This is a genomic window from Serratia sp. SM04, from assembly GCF_040280225.1.
In the GTDB taxonomy this organism is placed as follows: domain Bacteria; phylum Pseudomonadota; class Gammaproteobacteria; order Enterobacterales; family Enterobacteriaceae; genus Serratia; species Serratia sarumanii.
In genome coordinates, this window is record NZ_JBEOQT010000001.1 from 218,055 (window position 1) to 233,365 (window position 15,311).

Annotated in this window: 12 protein-coding genes and 1 pseudogene; 7 read left to right on the forward strand and 6 right to left on the reverse strand. The window is 59.3% G+C overall.

The window, feature by feature from the left end:
* Positions 1 to 91: 91 nt before the first annotated feature.
* Positions 92 to 2,113 carry an FAD-dependent oxidoreductase gene (locus tag ABTW55_RS00975; protein WP_033654790.1) on the reverse strand — a complete coding sequence of 674 codons (2,022 nt, stop codon included), beginning with the start codon at positions 2,111 to 2,113 and terminating at the stop codon, positions 92 to 94.
* A gap of 307 nt (positions 2,114 to 2,420) precedes the next feature.
* Here ABTW55_RS00975 and ABTW55_RS00980 point away from each other — a divergent pair, with 307 nt between their 5' ends.
* Positions 2,421 to 4,040 (forward strand): ABC-F family ATP-binding cassette domain-containing protein, encoded by a 1,620-nt coding sequence (locus ABTW55_RS00980; protein ID WP_060422858.1) that lies wholly within the window; start codon positions 2,421 to 2,423, stop codon positions 4,038 to 4,040.
* Positions 4,041 to 4,055: 15 nt separating this feature from the next.
* Here ABTW55_RS00980 and ABTW55_RS00985 read toward each other — a convergent pair whose 3' ends face one another.
* Positions 4,056 to 5,546: a PLP-dependent aminotransferase family protein gene (locus ABTW55_RS00985; protein WP_033654788.1), complete on the reverse strand. Its 1,491-nt coding sequence runs from the start codon at positions 5,544 to 5,546 to the stop codon at positions 4,056 to 4,058.
* A 121-nt stretch (positions 5,547 to 5,667) separates the two neighbouring features.
* Here ABTW55_RS00985 and ABTW55_RS00990 point away from each other — a divergent pair, with 121 nt between their 5' ends.
* Genes ABTW55_RS00990 through ABTW55_RS01000 form a run of 3 tightly spaced genes read left to right on the forward strand, consistent with a single transcriptional unit; the run spans position 5,668 to position 9,700 of the window.
* Positions 5,668 to 6,933, forward strand: coding sequence for a 4-aminobutyrate--2-oxoglutarate transaminase (locus ABTW55_RS00990; RefSeq protein ID WP_004937164.1), 1,266 nt, complete (start codon positions 5,668 to 5,670; stop codon positions 6,931 to 6,933).
* 12 nt (positions 6,934 to 6,945) lie between these two features.
* Positions 6,946 to 8,400: an NAD-dependent succinate-semialdehyde dehydrogenase gene (locus tag ABTW55_RS00995; protein ID WP_060422861.1), complete on the forward strand. Its 1,455-nt coding sequence runs from the start codon at positions 6,946 to 6,948 to the stop codon at positions 8,398 to 8,400.
* A 58-nt stretch (positions 8,401 to 8,458) separates the two neighbouring features.
* Complete coding sequence (locus ABTW55_RS01000; protein ID WP_060422864.1) at positions 8,459 to 9,700, forward strand: amino acid permease; 1,242 nt, start codon at positions 8,459 to 8,461, stop codon at positions 9,698 to 9,700.
* Between the two features lie 73 nt (positions 9,701 to 9,773).
* Here ABTW55_RS01000 and yfcF read toward each other — a convergent pair whose 3' ends face one another.
* Positions 9,774 to 10,409, reverse strand: coding sequence for a glutathione transferase (yfcF, locus tag ABTW55_RS01005; RefSeq protein ID WP_033644542.1), 636 nt, complete (start codon positions 10,407 to 10,409; stop codon positions 9,774 to 9,776).
* Between the two features lie 171 nt (positions 10,410 to 10,580).
* On the opposite strand from yfcF, the gene ABTW55_RS01010 reads away from it, so the two are divergent.
* The gene (locus ABTW55_RS01010; RefSeq protein ID WP_060422866.1) at positions 10,581 to 11,297 is read left to right on the forward strand and encodes an HPP family protein; all 717 of its coding nucleotides are present in this window, start codon (positions 10,581 to 10,583) and stop codon (positions 11,295 to 11,297) included.
* Here the strand turns inward: ABTW55_RS01010 and aac(6') are convergent, their stop codons facing one another.
* The 3 genes and pseudogenes from aac(6') to ABTW55_RS01025 all read right to left on the reverse strand — a co-directional run.
* A complete protein-coding gene (gene aac(6') / locus ABTW55_RS01015) occupies positions 11,298 to 11,738 on the reverse strand; it encodes an aminoglycoside 6'-N-acetyltransferase (RefSeq protein WP_060422871.1) in 441 nt (146 codons plus the stop codon).
* Positions 11,739 to 12,015: 277 nt separating this feature from the next.
* A complete protein-coding gene (locus ABTW55_RS01020; RefSeq protein ID WP_072265042.1) occupies positions 12,016 to 13,338 on the reverse strand; it encodes a HEPN domain-containing protein in 1,323 nt (440 codons plus the stop codon).
* A 22-nt stretch (positions 13,339 to 13,360) separates the two neighbouring features.
* Positions 13,361 to 13,949: pseudogene (locus tag ABTW55_RS01025) on the reverse strand (tyrosine-type recombinase/integrase); the annotation flags it as partial.
* Between the two features lie 510 nt (positions 13,950 to 14,459).
* Here ABTW55_RS01025 and ABTW55_RS01030 point away from each other — a divergent pair.
* A complete protein-coding gene (locus ABTW55_RS01030; RefSeq protein WP_072265043.1) occupies positions 14,460 to 15,107 on the forward strand; it encodes a hypothetical protein in 648 nt (215 codons plus the stop codon).
* Entirely contained in the window at positions 15,070 to 15,291 is a 222-nt protein-coding gene (locus ABTW55_RS01035; protein WP_139639869.1) for a hypothetical protein, read from the forward strand. Before ABTW55_RS01030 ends, ABTW55_RS01035 begins: the two co-directional genes overlap by 38 nt.
* The last annotated feature ends 20 nt before the right edge of the window (positions 15,292 to 15,311 follow it).

A 15,311-nucleotide genomic window follows, 5' to 3' on the forward strand; every position in this document is an offset into this window, starting at 1 on the left:
TGATTTTCCTTGTTTTCTATTCGCTGCTCTCTGCCACCCGGCATGGGGATGAGGTTTATCATCAATGTCAGGGGCGCTGTGCGCCCCTTTTTTACAGCGCCATCGCCAGCCGCGTCCCCTGATCGATCGCGCGGCGGGCGTCCAGCTCGGCGGCCACGTCGGCGCCGCCGATCAGATGCACGGTTTTCCCCATCGCCAGCAGCGGCTGCTGCAGCTCGCGGCGCGGTTCCTGCCCGGCGCAGATGACCACCGTGTCCACCGGCAGACAGCTGTCCTGCTCGGCGCGGGTGATGTGCAGCCCTTCGTCGTCGATCAGCCGATAGCTGACGCTGTTGAGCATTTTCACGCCGCGCATCGCCAGGCTGGCGCGATGGATCCAACCGGTGGTTTTCCCCAGGCCTTCACCCACTTTGCTGGTTTTGCGCTGCAACAGGTAGATTTGCCGCGCGGCGCGCGGTGCCTGTGGCCCTTGCGCCGCCAGCCCGCCGCGCTGCTCAAGGCGGCCGTCGATGCCCCATTCGCGGTTGAATTCCGCCTGATCCAGGCTGCTGGACACGCCGTGCTGGCTGAGGTACTCGGCGGTGTCGAAGCCGATGCCACCGGCGCCGACGATCGCCACCCGCTGGCCGACCGGTTTTTTATCGCGCAGCACGTCCAGATAGCTCAGCACCTTGGCGTGGCCGATGCCGGGGATGTCCGGGGTGCGCGGCACGATGCCGCAGGCGAGGATCACTTCGTCGAATTCGCTTAAATCCGCCGCCTCGACCTTGACGCCCAGCCTGACCGTCACTTCGCGCAGCGCCAGCTGGCGACGGAAGTAACGCAGGGTTTCATGGAATTCTTCCTTGCCGGGGATCTGCTTGGCGATGTTGAACTGGCCGCCGATCTGCTCGGCGGCGTCGAACAGCGTCACCTGATGGCCTCGGCTGGCGGCGGTGGTGGCGAAGGCCAGCCCGGCGGGGCCGGCGCCGATCACCGCCAGTTTTTTCGGTTTCTCCGCCATTGTCAGCGGCATTTCGGTTTCGCGGCAGGCGCGCGGGTTGACCAGGCAGGAAGTCAGCTTGCCTTCAAAAATCTGGTCGAGACAGGCCTGGTTGCAGCCGATGCAGGTATTGATCTCGTCGGCGCGCCCCTCGGCGGCTTTCTGCACAAAGGCGGCGTCGGCGAGGAACGGACGCGCCATCGACACCATGTCGGCGCAGCCGTCCGCCAGCACCTGCTCGGCCACCGCCGGATCGTTGATGCGGTTGGTGGTGATCAGCGGGATGCCGACCTTGCCCATCAGCTTGCGGGTCACCCAGCTGAACCCGGCGCGCGGCACCATGGTGGCGATAGTCGGAATACGCGCTTCGTGCCAGCCGATGCCGGTATTGATGATCGTGGCGCCCGCCTGTTCAACCGCCAGCGCCAGCTGCTCGATCTCCTGCCAGCTGGAGCCGTCTTCCACCAGATCGAGCATCGACAGCCGGTAGATCAGAATGAACTCCGCGCCCACCGCCTGGCGCACCGCCCTGATGGTCTCGACGGCGAAGCGCATGCGGTTGGTGAAGCTGCCGCCCCATTGGTCGTCGCGCTGATTGGTGCGCGTCGTCAAGAATTGGTTGATCAGATAGCCTTCGGATCCCATCACTTCCACGCCGTCGTAGCCGGCCTGCTGCGCCAGCGCCGCGCAGCGGGCGAAGTCGGCGATGGTCTGCTCGATCTCCGCTTCGCTGAGCGCGCTCGGCGTAAACGGGTTGATCGGCGCCTGCAGGGCGGAAGGGGCGACCAGCTTGGGTTGATAGCTGTAGCGGCCGGTGTGCAGGATCTGCAGCGCAATTTTGCCGCCCGCCCGGTGGACGGCTTCGGTCACCGGGCGGTGGTGAGGCAATTGCTCCTCGCTGTTGAGGATCGAACCGCCGCGAAAAACCACGCCCTGTTCGTTCGGGGCGATGCCGCCGGTGACGATCAGCGCCACGCCGGCGGCGGCGCGCTCGGCATAGAACGCGGCCAGGCGCTGCGGGCCGTCGGGCAGCTCTTCCAGGCCGGTATGCATCGATCCCATCAGCACCCGGTTTTTCAGGGTAGTGAAGCCGAGATCCAGCGGCGCCAGCAGGTGAGGGTAATTGCTCATTGCACTCTCCATCGGGTGAAATCGGGGCCCGTTGTTATAATTATGTGAACACAAGTGGTCGGATGAGATAAATCTAGCCGTTGTCGCGCCGCTTGGGAATCTGCGTTGCGCCGAATGTGATAGACGTCATGAATCTCAGACACTGTTTGCATAACGAACAAAAGATCGGTTAACCTTTGCGCGTTGCAAATTCCTTCTCTCTGCGGAGCCATAACCGAAAATGAACAACCACACCTGTTGATATCTGGTCCCACGCCGTGCGCTCTCGCGCCCTGTGGGGATGTTTTGATCTCATTCAGGAGTGCTTATGGCTCATTTTGCGCAGTCCCCTTATTTCGTTTTACATCAACTGACCTGCCAATTTGCTGACGGCGAAAAGCTGTTCGGCCCGCTGGATCTCGCTTTCGATCGGCAGCGCTGCGGCCTGGTAGGGCGCAACGGCGTCGGCAAAACCCAGCTGCTGCGCCTGATAGCCGGGCGGGATCGGCCGGGCAACGGGCACGTCGAATCCCATGCCGCATTGGCTTACGTTGCGCAGCAGCCGGAGATCGCGGCCGACACCACGCTGGCGCAGCTGCTGGGCTACGGCGAGGTGTTCGCCGCGCTGGCGCGCATCGAGCAGGGGCTGCCGCTGGCGGACGACATCGATCGTCTGGAAGGGCGCTGGGATCTCAACGATCGCCTGCAAAGCGCCTTCGCCGCCGCCGGGCTGCCGGCCTTCGATCCGTTGCGATCCGCATGCGACTTGAGCGGCGGCGAACGGATGCGCGCGGCGCTGTGCGGCGCTTTTCTGGGGGAGGCGGATTATCTGCTGCTGGACGAACCGACCAACCACCTCGACAGCGCCGGGCGCGCCTGGCTGTATCAGCAGCTGGAGCGGTGGCAGGGCGGGCTGCTGATCGCCAGCCATGATCGGCAACTGCTGGGGCGTATGGAGCGCATCGTCGAACTGACGCCCGGCGCGCTGCGCAGCTACGGCGGCAACTACGACGACTACCGCCGCCAGCGCGACACGGAGCAGCAGGCGGCGCGCGCCGATCTGGAGCATGCGCGCGAGGAACGCCGCCGTACCCGCGCGCGTCAGCAGAAAGAGCACGACATGAGCCAGCGGCGCTCGGCGCAAACGCTGCGCGTCGTCGATACGCTGAATATCGCCTCTTTCGAGCGGGTGGCCTACAAATCGGCGGCGAAGGAGAGCCTCGGCACGCTGCGCAAACAGCATCAGGACCAGCGCGACAGCCTCGATGCGGCGGTGCGCGAGGCCTATCAGCGGGTGGAAGAGGAACAGCCGGTGTTGCTGGCGCTGCCGGGCAGTGAAGTGAGCGCGAACAAGCAGGTGCTGGTGCTCGAACAGCTGCAGCTGCCGTTCGTCAGCGCGCCGCCGCTGGATCTGCGGATCGACGGCCCGATGCGCGTGGCGTTGACCGGCCCTAACGGCTGCGGCAAGTCCACCTTGCTGAAGACCGTTCTCGGCCAGTTGGCGCCGCTTGCCGGCCATTGTCATTGCCCGCTGTCGACGGCCTATCTCGATCAAACCCTGTCGCAGCTCGACCCGAGCCTGTCGGTGATGGAGCATCTCGGGCTGCAGGATTCGCCGCTGGTGGAAGGCGCGTTGCGCACCCGGCTGGCGCAGTTGCAGCTTGGCGCCGATCGCATCGCGCTGCCGCTGGGTTCGCTGAGCGGTGGCGAACGGCTGAAGGCGGCGCTGGCCTGCGCGCTGTGGCGGCGGCAACCGGCGCAGCTGCTGTTGCTGGACGAACCGACCAACCACCTGGATCTGGCGTCGTCGCTGGCGATCGAAACCGCCCTGGCGGATTTCCCCGGCGCGATGCTGGTGGTGTCGCACGACGAAGACTTCCTGCAGGCGCTGCGGCCGACGCACCGTCTGCACCGGCAGGCGGACGGTTGGCGGCTTCAGGCCTGGTAACGCGCGAAGGCGGCCCTAAGGAGCCGCCTTTTTCATTTCGGGCGCGTTGATGCACGCCAGCAGCTGGGTGAAGGCGGCGGCCATCTGCTCTTCCGGTACGCAGGCAAACCCCATCAGCAGGCCGCGCCGGCGGTTGGGCTGCATGTAGTAGCGCGACAGCGGCCGCACCAGCACCCCGCGCGCGCCGGCGGCGGCGGCGATCGCCACGTCGTCGGCCTCGTCCGGCAGGTTGAGGATCAGATGCAGCCCGGCGTTGCTGTTGAACTCGCTGAGCGCCTGTTTGCCGAGGTGTTGTTCGATCAAGCCGGTCAGGAAGGCGCGCCGCCGGGCGTACAGCAACCGCATGCGGCGGATATGCGCGGTGTAATGCCCCGCCTGAATAAACTCCGCCAGCGCGCTCTGGATCAGCAGGTGCCCGCCGCGGTACAGCTCGGCGTGGGCGGTTTTCAGCGCCTGCACCAGCGGCGGCGGCAACACCACATAGCCGAGGCGCAGCGCCGGATAGAGCGTTTTGCTGAAGGTGCCGATATAAATCACCGGCGCGTCGGCCTCCAGCCCTTGCAGCGCCGGGATCGGTTGGCCGGAAAAGCGGAATTCACTGTCGTAATCGTCCTCGACGATCCAACCGCCGGCGTTGCGCGCCAGCGCCAGCAGCCGTTGGCGGCGCGCCAGGCTCATCACCGAGCCGAGCGGATACTGGTGCGACGGAGTGACGAAAATCAGGCGGGGCGGGGTGGTCGGCTGCTCCGGCGGCACCAGCCCGGCTTCGTCCACCGCCAGCGGGCAGATGTTCAGCGCATTGATGCGCAGGATATTGCGGATCCCCCAATAGCCCGGCTCTTCGATCCAGGCGTCATCCCCCGGATTACACAACATGCGCGTCACCAGATCGATCGCCTGATGAATGCCCTCGGTGATCAGGATCTGTTCCGGCGAACAACGCACCGAGCGCGCCACCCGTAAATACTCCACCAATGCATGCTGCAGCTCCGGGCTGCCGCCCTGATTGCTGTAGGTCAGCCGCTGCGGCGCCGGGCGGCGGCTGAGGCGCGCCTGGATCTTGCTGAACAGCTGATGGGGAAAGGCGTTGACGTCGGGCACGCCGGGAATGAACGCCCCCCACTGTTTGGGGCTGGCGCTGGCGTGGTGCAGCAGCGTGGCGCCGCGCTCGGACAGTTCGACGCGCCGCGGTTGCCCGCTGCCGTCGGCCGGCGCGCCGCCGGTGGAGAGGCAGCTGTCCGGCACCGTGTCGGCGACGAAGGTGCCGCTGCCAGCGCGCGCCGATACGTAGCCTTCCGCCAACAGTTGTTCATAAACGGTTAATACGGTGTTGCGGGACAGGCTGAGCTCCTGCGCCAGATCGCGCGAGGCGGGCAAGCGGCTGGAGGGCGGCAGGCTGCCGTCGAGAATGCTGGTGCGGATCGCGTTGTAAAGCCGCTTGTGCAGCTTGTCATCGGGCTGCTCGCCGAGGCGCTGCAGCAACAGATCACCACTCAATGAGCGCAATTGGATCCCTCAATTATTCGCAACTGGCACTCGATTATAGGGCCACATCCTGTGTAAATAAACGGCATTGTTTCACGAATGTGAACGAAACGTGTAACTGGCACCGACCGGAGAGAACAGCATGAAAAACGCAGAATTGAACCAACGCCGTCAGGACGCCACCCCGCGCGGAGTGGGCGTGATGTGTGGTTTTTACGCCGAGCGCGCAGAGAACGCCACGCTGTGGGATGTGGAAGGCAAAGAAGTGATCGATTTCGCCTCGGGGATCGCCGTGCTGAACACCGGCCACCGCCACCCGAAGGTGATCGCCGCGATTGAAAAGCAGCTGCAGGCCTTCACCCACACCGCCTATCAGATCGTTCCTTACGAAAGCTATGTCTCGCTGGCGGAGCGCATCAACCAGCGCGCGCCGATCGCCGGCCCGTGTAAAACCGCCTTCTTCACCACCGGCGCGGAGGCGGTGGAAAACGCGGTGAAGATCGCCCGCGCTTACACCGGCCGCCCGGGCTTGATCACCTTCGGCGGCGGCTTCCACGGCCGTACCTACATGACCATGGCGCTGACCGGCAAAGTGGCGCCTTACAAACTGGGCTTCGGGCCGTTCCCCGGCTCGGTGTTCCACGGCCAGTACCCGAATGCGCTGTACGGCGTGACTACCGAAGACGCGATGAACAGCCTGGATCGCTTGTTTAAAGCGGATATCGATCCCAAGCAGGTGGCGGCGATCGTGCTGGAGCCGGTGCAGGGCGAAGGCGGTTTCAACGTGGCGCCGGCCGACTTTATGCAGGCGCTGCGCGCGCTGTGCGACCAGCACGGCATTCTTCTCATTGCCGACGAAGTACAGACCGGCTTCGCCCGTACCGGCAAGCTGTTCGCCATGGAGCACTACAGCGTTAAACCGGATCTGATCACCATGGCGAAAAGCCTGGCGGGTGGCATGCCACTGTCGGCGGTGGCGGGCCGCGCCGAGGTGATGGACGCGCCGGCGCCGGGCGGGCTGGGCGGCACCTACGCCGGTAACCCGCTGGCGGTGGCCGCGGCGCACGCGGTGCTGGACGTGATCGAAGAAGAGCAGCTGTGCCAGCGCGCCCAGCGCTTGGGGCAGCACCTGGTGGAAGTGCTGCAGCAGGCGCGCAAAACCAGCCCGGCAATTGCGGATGTGCGCGCGCAAGGTTCGATGGTGGCGGTGGAGTTCAACGATCCGGCCACCGGTAAACCATCTGCCGATATCACCCGTCAGGTGCAGCAGAAGGCGATGGAAGAAGGGCTGCTGCTGCTGAGCTGCGGCGTGAACGGCAACGTGATCCGCTTCCTGTATCCGCTGACCATCCCAGACGATCAGTTCACCAAGGCGATGGGCATCCTGTCCCGCGCGCTGGCTCACTAAGGAGCGAACGGCATGAAATTGAACAATCCCGAGCTGTTGCGCAGCCAGTGTCTGATCAACGGTGAATGGTGCGATGCCCTGAGCGGCAAGCGCGAAGCGGTGATCAACCCGGCCACCGGCGCCGAACTGGCCAGCATTCCGCTGGTCAGCGAAGAGGAAACCCAGCAGGCGATCGCGGCGGCGCAGCGGGCGCAAAACGACTGGAAACAGCTGACCGCCAAGCAGCGTTCCGCGCTGCTGTTGGCCTGGGCCGACAAGGTGCTGGCCGCGCAGGAAGATCTGGCGCAGCTGATGACCGCCGAGCAGGGTAAATCGCTGGCGGAAGCGCGCGGCGAAGTGGCCTACGCCGCGTCGTTCATCACCTGGTTCGCCGAAGAAGCCAAGCGGGTGGACGGTGCGGTATTGCAGGCACCGCAGGCTTCGCAGCGCCTGGTGGTGGTGAAGCAGCCGATCGGCGTGTGCGCGGCCGTCACCCCGTGGAATTTCCCGGCGGCGATGATTACCCGTAAGGTGGCGCCGGCGCTGGCGGCCGGTTGCGCCATCATCGTCAAACCGGCCGAGCAAACGCCGTTGACCGCGTTGGCGCTGGCCAAGCTGGCGCAGGACGTCGGCATTCCCGCCGGCGTGTTGCAGGTGGTGACTGGGGAAGCGGCGCAGGTGGGCAAGGTGCTGTGCGACAGCCCGGTGGTGCGCAAGCTGAGCTTTACCGGTTCGACCGAGGTCGGCCGCATTCTGATGGCGCAGTGCGCGCCGAGCATCAAGAAGCTGTCGCTGGAGCTGGGCGGCAACGCGCCGGTCATCGTGTTCGACGACGCCAATCTGGACGCGGCGGTGGCGGGCATTATGGCCTCCAAGTTCCGCAACAGCGGCCAGACCTGCGTTTGCGCCAACCGCATCTACGTGCAGGACGGCATCTACGAGCGGCTGGCAGAGAAACTGGTGGCGGCGGTCGAGCAGTTGAAAGTCGGCGACGGCAGCCAGGAAGGCACCACCCAGGGGCCGCTGATCGACAGCGATGCGGTGGCGAAGGTGCAGAGCCATATCGACGACGCGCTGATCAAAGGGGCGCAGATCGCCACCGGTGGCCAGCCGCACGCGCTGGGCGGTACCTTCTTCCAGCCGACGGTGGTGACCGGCGTGACGCAGAAAATGCGCTTCGCCAAAGAAGAGACCTTCGGGCCGGTGGCGCCGCTGTTCCGCTTCCATGACGAGGCGGAAGCCATCGCCATGGCCAACGACACCGAATTCGGCCTGGCCGCCTACCTGTTCACGCAGAACGCCGCGCGCCAGTGGCGCGTGCCGGAAGCGCTGGAGTACGGCATGGTCGGCATCAACACCGGGCTGATTTCCAACGAAGTGGCGCCGTTCGGCGGCGTGAAACAGTCAGGGCTCGGGCGTGAAGGATCGCGCTACGGGATAGAAGAATATCTGGAGCTGAAATACCTGTGTATCGATGTGAGCCGTTGAGCGTCAGGACGTTAACCCATCCCGGCGGCCAGCGTCGCCGGGCGATAAAGGATGATGCATGTCTGATAATACCTCTGTTTCTCCGGCGCTTGCCGCCGGGGTGCGAGCACCTGCACCCGCCAAATCGTTAAGTTTCCTTGAAGGGGTGGCGATGATCGTCGGCACCAATATCGGCGCCGGGGTGCTCTCCATCGCCTACGCCTCCAGCAAGGCCGGTTTCCTGCCGCTGCTGTTCTGGCTGGTGCTGGTGGGGAGCCTGACCACCATCACTATGCTGTACGTCGCCGAATCCACGCTGCGCACCCGCGCACATCTGCAGCTGAGCGGGCTGGCGAAGCGCTACGTCGGCGGCCTGGGCGCCTGGCTGATGTTCGCTTCGGTGTGCGTCAACAGCGTCGGGGCGCTTACCGCCTACATGACCGGCAGCGGCAAGCTGCTGCAATCGCTGTTCGGCATCTCGCCGGCGCTGGGCAGCCTGCTGTTCTTCGTGCCCGCCGCCGGCGTGCTGTACCTCGGTTTGAAAGCGATCGGCCGCGGCGAGAAGTTCATCAGCATCGGCATGGTGGTGATGTTGACCGCGCTGGTGGCGGCAACGCTGCTGAAAGATACCACCCAGATGCGCAACCTGCTGGACGGTGACTGGCGCTATATGGTGCCGGTGTTCAACGTGGTGGTGTTCTGCTTCTCGGCGCAGTACATCGTGCCGGAAATGGCGCGCGGCTTTGCCGACAAGCCGGAACAACTGCCGAAGGCGATCATCGTCGGTATGGTGGTGACCTTCATTTTGCTGGCGGCGGTGCCGATGTCGGTGATCGCGCTCAGCGGGCTGGATGACATCTCCGACGTGGCCACCATCTCCTGGGGCCAGGCGCTGGGGCAGTGGGCGTTCTTCTCCGCCAACATCTTTGCGCTGTGTGCGATGCTAACCTCGTACTGGGGATTGGGCGGCAGCTTCCTGACCAATATTTTCGACAAGTTTCGGCTGGGCAACGACGAGCTGCCGCTGCGCCGCTTCGGCGTGCTGCTGCTGGTGGTAGTGCCGCCGTTCGTGCTGGCCTACAGCGGGCTGGTGTCGTTCGTCAACGCGCTCTACTTCGCCGGGGTGTTCAGCGGGGTGATCCTGTCGATCATGCCGATGCTGATCCTGCGCGGCGCGCGCAAACAGGGCGACCAGACCCCGCGCTGGCAGTGCAACTGGATCACGCACCCGCTGCTGCAGGTCAGCATTGTGCTGCTGTACCTGGCCAGCGCGGTGTACGCCATCGCTTCATTGTTAGGCTATCTGCCCTCTGGATGGTGATTTGCCTTCCCTCAAGCAGTGATGTTGTTTCTCGGCATTGAGAACGGCGGCGTCGTGGCCGCCGATTTTTTTCTCAGGCGCGCCGTTTTTCCGACAACGCCAGCCAGGCCTGCACCGACGGGCGCTGCCACTGCTTGTGCGCATAGTGGCGCACGCGCTCCGGCACCGGGTCGCCGTGCATCACCAGCCGGTTGAGCATCAGCGCCAGATCGGTGTCGGCGATGCACCACTCCCTGAACAGATTGTCCTGCCCGTGGCTCAGCAGCTTTTCCACGGCGGCGATCAGCTTGCGCGCGGCCTCCTGCGCGGCTTCGGACAGCGGCGGGAACTTGCCGTTGTTGAACACCACCTCGGTCGAGCGCTCGGCGCGGATCGGCAACAGATCGCTGCGCAGCCAGGCCTGGATCTCGCGCGCCTTGGCGCGCAGCTTCACGTCGCGCGGATAAACGGCGTGGGCCGGGTGGATGTCTTCCAGGTATTCGGCGATCGCCGAAGACTCCGAGAGCTGAAACTCGCCGATCGCCAGCGTCGGCACCCGGCGGGTGAGCGACAGCGCCGCGTAGGCCGCCTCTTTGTTCTCTTCTTTCGCCAGATCCACCGGCTTCACGGTGAACGGAATGCCTTTTTCCGTCAGCACGACAAAGGCGGACATGGCGTACGGGCTGAAAAATTCACTGTCGGTATAAAGCTCGATGATCGGTTGAGACATCGGCGGTTCCTCGGGGTTAAGGGGGGAACATTCATCATTGACGAGGGGAGGCTAAAAATCAATCTGTTAGCCTAAAAGTTCTTGGGCGGCGCGGTTTACGGCGCCGTGAGCTCCTTCAGGATGATGTGATATATTTGTTGCCAACACGTGAATCGAGCCGTATTGGGTAACATGAAGACGCAGTGGATAGAACGAGTAAAAGTGGGATGCGCGCGCCTGTGGCCGCACCCGCTGGCGGTGGGCAAGCGAGAGATGCTGATTTCCAGCGTCGGCGCCGGTTTGGGGCTGATGCTCGCCGGCTGGATCAGCCACTTTATTTTGGGCGAGGTGAACCTGTGGTTTATCGCGCCGATGGGCGCCTCGGCGGTGCTGCTGTTCGGCGTGCCCAACAGCCCGCTGGCGCAGCCCTGGTCGATCGTCGGCGGCAATGCGCTGGCGGCGACGGTGGGCGTCAGCGCCGGTCTGCTGATCCCCGATCCGGGCCTGGCCTGCGGCGTTGCGGCGGCGGTGGCCATCGGCCTGATGTTCAAGCTGCGCTGCCTGCATCCTCCGGGTGGCGCGGTGGCGCTGACCGCCATCCTCGGCGGCCCCGGCATTCACCAGATGGGCTACCACTTCGTGCTGTACCCGGTGCTGCTGAACTCGGTGCTGCTGGCGGCGCTGGCCATTCTGTTCAATAACCTGGCCGGGCGACGCTACCCGCACGCGCTGGCGCCGGCGGAGGCCAAACCGGCCAATCTGCCGATCGATGCCGTTGCCATCACCCGCGCAGATCTGCACGAGGCGCTGATGGAGGGGGATCTGTTCGATATTGACGAGGACGATCTGCAGGAGATCCTGCTGCGCGCCGAGCAGCTGGCGGATCAGCGGCAAAGCAAGACCGCCTGATCAGCCCAGCGTTTTGCGGTAAAACACCACCCGCTCCGTTTCGGCAAAGCCCAGCGCCGCATGCAGGCGCTGGGAGTCCAGATTGGCGATGTCGGTATCCGACGCCAGCTCGCTGCACCCCTGCTGCTTCGCCCACTCCTGCACCTGTGCGATTAAGCGCGCGGCCCAGCCCTGGCGGCGCGCGCGCTCGACGGTATAAATCCCTTCCAAAAACGCCACCGGTGACGATTCGCAGCCGTTGACGTAATCGTAGCGCAGCGCGACCTCGGCAAAGCCAACGAAAGCGCCGTCCAGCCCCCGCGCCATAAACGCGGTGTGGTGCGGTGAAGCCAGTATCTCGCGCATTTCCGCGCGGTGATCTTCAGGCGAGCTGGAGGGCCACAGCGCGGTGCGCAGCGCCAGCCAGGCGTCGAGGTTGTCGTGGTCGCAGTTGACGATCATGCGGGGGCCTTATGAGTCGGAATAAATCAGGAATGTTGAAAGAGAAGTGTGGCACGGCGGCGGGAAACAAAAAAGCCATCCCGGACAGAATGGCTTCTAAGGCTGTGAAAACAGCTAAAATTTGGTGGCCCCTGTTGGGTTTGAACCAACGACCAAGCGATTATGAGTTCCTATAAGAATTACCTAAAATCAATAGGTTACTTTACTTGTCATTGACATAGGTTGCCATGACCTGCCATGAGTTACTCATATTTTGCCATCTCTGCCGCCACTTTACTCAAGGGGCAACTTTGCTCTGATATCTCTCAATCTGCTCTTTCGTCAAACCAAGTTTAGACAGTAAATGTGAAGTAATTGTTACTTTAAGATACAACCCTATTTTTATATAATCATCTATGGTCATTACTTTCATTAATTTTTTAGGGCGACCAACATGAGCAAGTTCACCTCTAACTATTGTAATGTTTTCTCCGATAGTTTTTTTATTGAATTTTGAGAATATCGATTCTAAGTTGTTCTTTAAGGATGACGAGGCATATTTGTTTATAGGTCCAATATATTTGTCTGAGTTTTTCGCAGAGAGTGTTAGGTTAATGGATTCTAACTGAGTAGCAAAAAGTATTATATCAGCATGGGCTTGATGTAGAGTTCTATACCCAGTTTCATATTGATATGTAACTGAAAGAGAATCATACTCATCGCTTATGTTGAACCAATTGCTAATAATTTCTCCCATGTTAATTTGTTTCCAATTTAATGGCAGGAGATGATGGGTTGTATTAGTAAGGGCAAGATCAATAGTTCTCTGTTCTATGCCATTAGAAAGAAGACAAGGGTTTTTTATTTGCTGTCCTTTGAACTTTATATTTAGCTCATCAGGTATGACTGGCTTGTCTAATAGGATTGAGAAAAGTCCCGTCATTTTCCATAGGTCATCAATGTGTTTTATGATACTTTCATCTTTGGTATTAGTATATCGTAGATAAAATTTAAGATTTTTTCTTATTGAGAAAAATGCTTCAGGATATTGTTTTTTAGTGGATAGAAAGTCTTTGGTGAATTTATTTAGTGCTTCTTCATTCTGGCAGTTGATAATATTTAAAACATCATCCCCAACGCTACTAAATGTAGCGTTATTGATAACGTCGATCTTCCATCCTGTACCTTGAGTAGATAAAATCGGTGTTGTCGAATGCTTTAGTTGAGATATGAAACCTTGAGGGTGGATAAACTCCTGCATGCCATAAAGAGATAGGTCACAGTATTCGACGCTATCATTATCTGTATACATCCCATTAAATATTATTGCTTTGAAATAGTGCTTGCCAGTTAAAACTCTTAACTTACCAAAATGTATTGAGCTATGAAGAAAATCAAATGGGCCAATGAGAGTACATGGTTCTCCGGTGTTTAATACTCCATATAATCGCTGGCATGTTGTTGGACTATCACTATCTGAAATGCAATAATCCAATGTCAACCCATTATAAGGAGTGTATTCTATTTTAGCTGAAAATCTGCCTTTGTTATCATTAGGGTTGTTCCAAAACTCTCCATGAAAAGAATGCTCTTTTGTAAAGTCATATAAATAACCAGCCATGAGTACCTCTTCATTTAATTCATTAGTTATAAATGGTCGCCTGATGATTTAGTGGGTTTAATTTAACAGCATCCTCTAAATGGTCAGGAGCAAAGTGTGCATATCGCATAGTCATTTTTATATCGGTATGGCCGAGCACGCGCTGCAACACCAAAATATTACCACCATTCATCATAAAGTGACTAGCGAAGGTGTGGCGCAAAACGTGGGTAAGTTTCCCAGCCGGTAATTCGATACCCATCCTTTCCAGAGCAGAGCGGAACGCCCCATAGCAATCACTAAATAACCGGCCTTTTCTGTCATCAGGCAGATAGCCATAAAGCTCTTTGCTGATGGGAACGGCGCGGTTTTTTCTGCCTTTAGTGTTGGTGTAAGTGATTTTGTATTTCGCGAGCTGGCTTTTTTCAACTCTTCACCCTCAGACCATCGAGTGCCAGTGACGAGACTGATTCTTGCCTCGGTTTTTAGCTCAGTACGGCCGTGACGTGCATACGCTATTGTTCGTAATACAACCTGATCTTGAGTGAACCAATCCATGCTGATTGTCTCCGTGTGCAGGGGCGAATGTTCGTAAGTGGGTTTTCACCTTTCCATTCGCCGACATGATTCAGCTATTAAATGCCACCTTCGAGCAGACCAATTAACAACCAGGAATACGAGTAACTCTTTCTACCTTATTCGGTCGAGCGTTACGAGTTCTGCACGTACTCCTTCTGCATACAGTCGGTGCATCATTAAGTCGTTTTATCTTATCAATCCCACACTAAAAAGGTGGTTTACGCTACGGGTATACATTTATGCGATGTTCAACAAATATACACTTACGTGTGCATCTATGACCGGTAAGGCACATCAGGTTGTTTTGTGCTAAGAACTTGCTCGTGCACACAACCTGAATAGTACGCGATATGTGTGATGGTGGCATGACCGCACATGAGTTCTTGCGAAGCAGATATTATTGTAGAGAATCCTCCATTGCCATCCATCAGCACAAAGAATGGCCGGAGAAATCAGAATGATGGGGTGGTTATATTTCTGGCCACACTGGGACATTGGGTATTGGTAAGTTGCTTTCTGTTTGGTTATTCTCTGACTTGGATATTTTTGCTTAAAGGAATGTTATGGACGCTAAGCAAATAGCGAAAGGGATTGCGGAAGGAGTAGGATCGTTGCCGACAAGCCTCGGTTACAGCATACGGAGAACGTGGGAAGGTTCTGGCGTTGTAGGCAATAGCCTCAAGGAGCGGAATTTTAGGGAAACTGAGCGGTTTGTCTCTTTGATTCGCTCCGCCGTTGATAAGCAAGAGCCAATACGGAAGTTGGTGATGATTGTCATCAACGATTTTTATGCAAAGCTCGATGCGGGCAGTAAGAGCGCTGTTGCAGGCGAGATTAACCGCGCAGAAGGGTTTATCGCGGGTCGTAGTGTGACGCAATTTTTCATTGCCAATAAAATAGCTTCAAACATCATACGCAAGACGAGTTACGGCCTTGTCTACAAGCGGTTTATCAAGTACAGCACGACCGCCATACTGAACGTGGTTATGTTCCAAGGGATGATTGAGGAGGCCGCGCTCGCTTCCAGGCGTATGCAGGTGAAATTTCCCAAAACGTTTTACAAGATAAGGGGCATGAATCTGGATATGGCGTACTTTCTTGTTGAGGGGTTCTTAGAGCCGTATCTCATCTACATCAATAGCTCTTCCAATCAGTTTTGTGCAGGTGTTAACCATGAACTGGCTAAAATCCTTTCTTGTGAAGTTCGTTAAATTTGTTGGCCGGCAAACTGCTGACTTGGCTGAGTCCATAGTCATTGGCCTGTTCTCTGTAGCGGCATTTGTTGCCTTGTTCTGGTTTGATGAGTGGTGGAAATCTATCTCTGCGGCTATCGCGATCTTCTTTGCCGGCTTCCTGGTAAGTCTGGCTATAGGCTGGTTAAGAGGGGAAAGATAGCTGAGAGTGCTGGCATACTG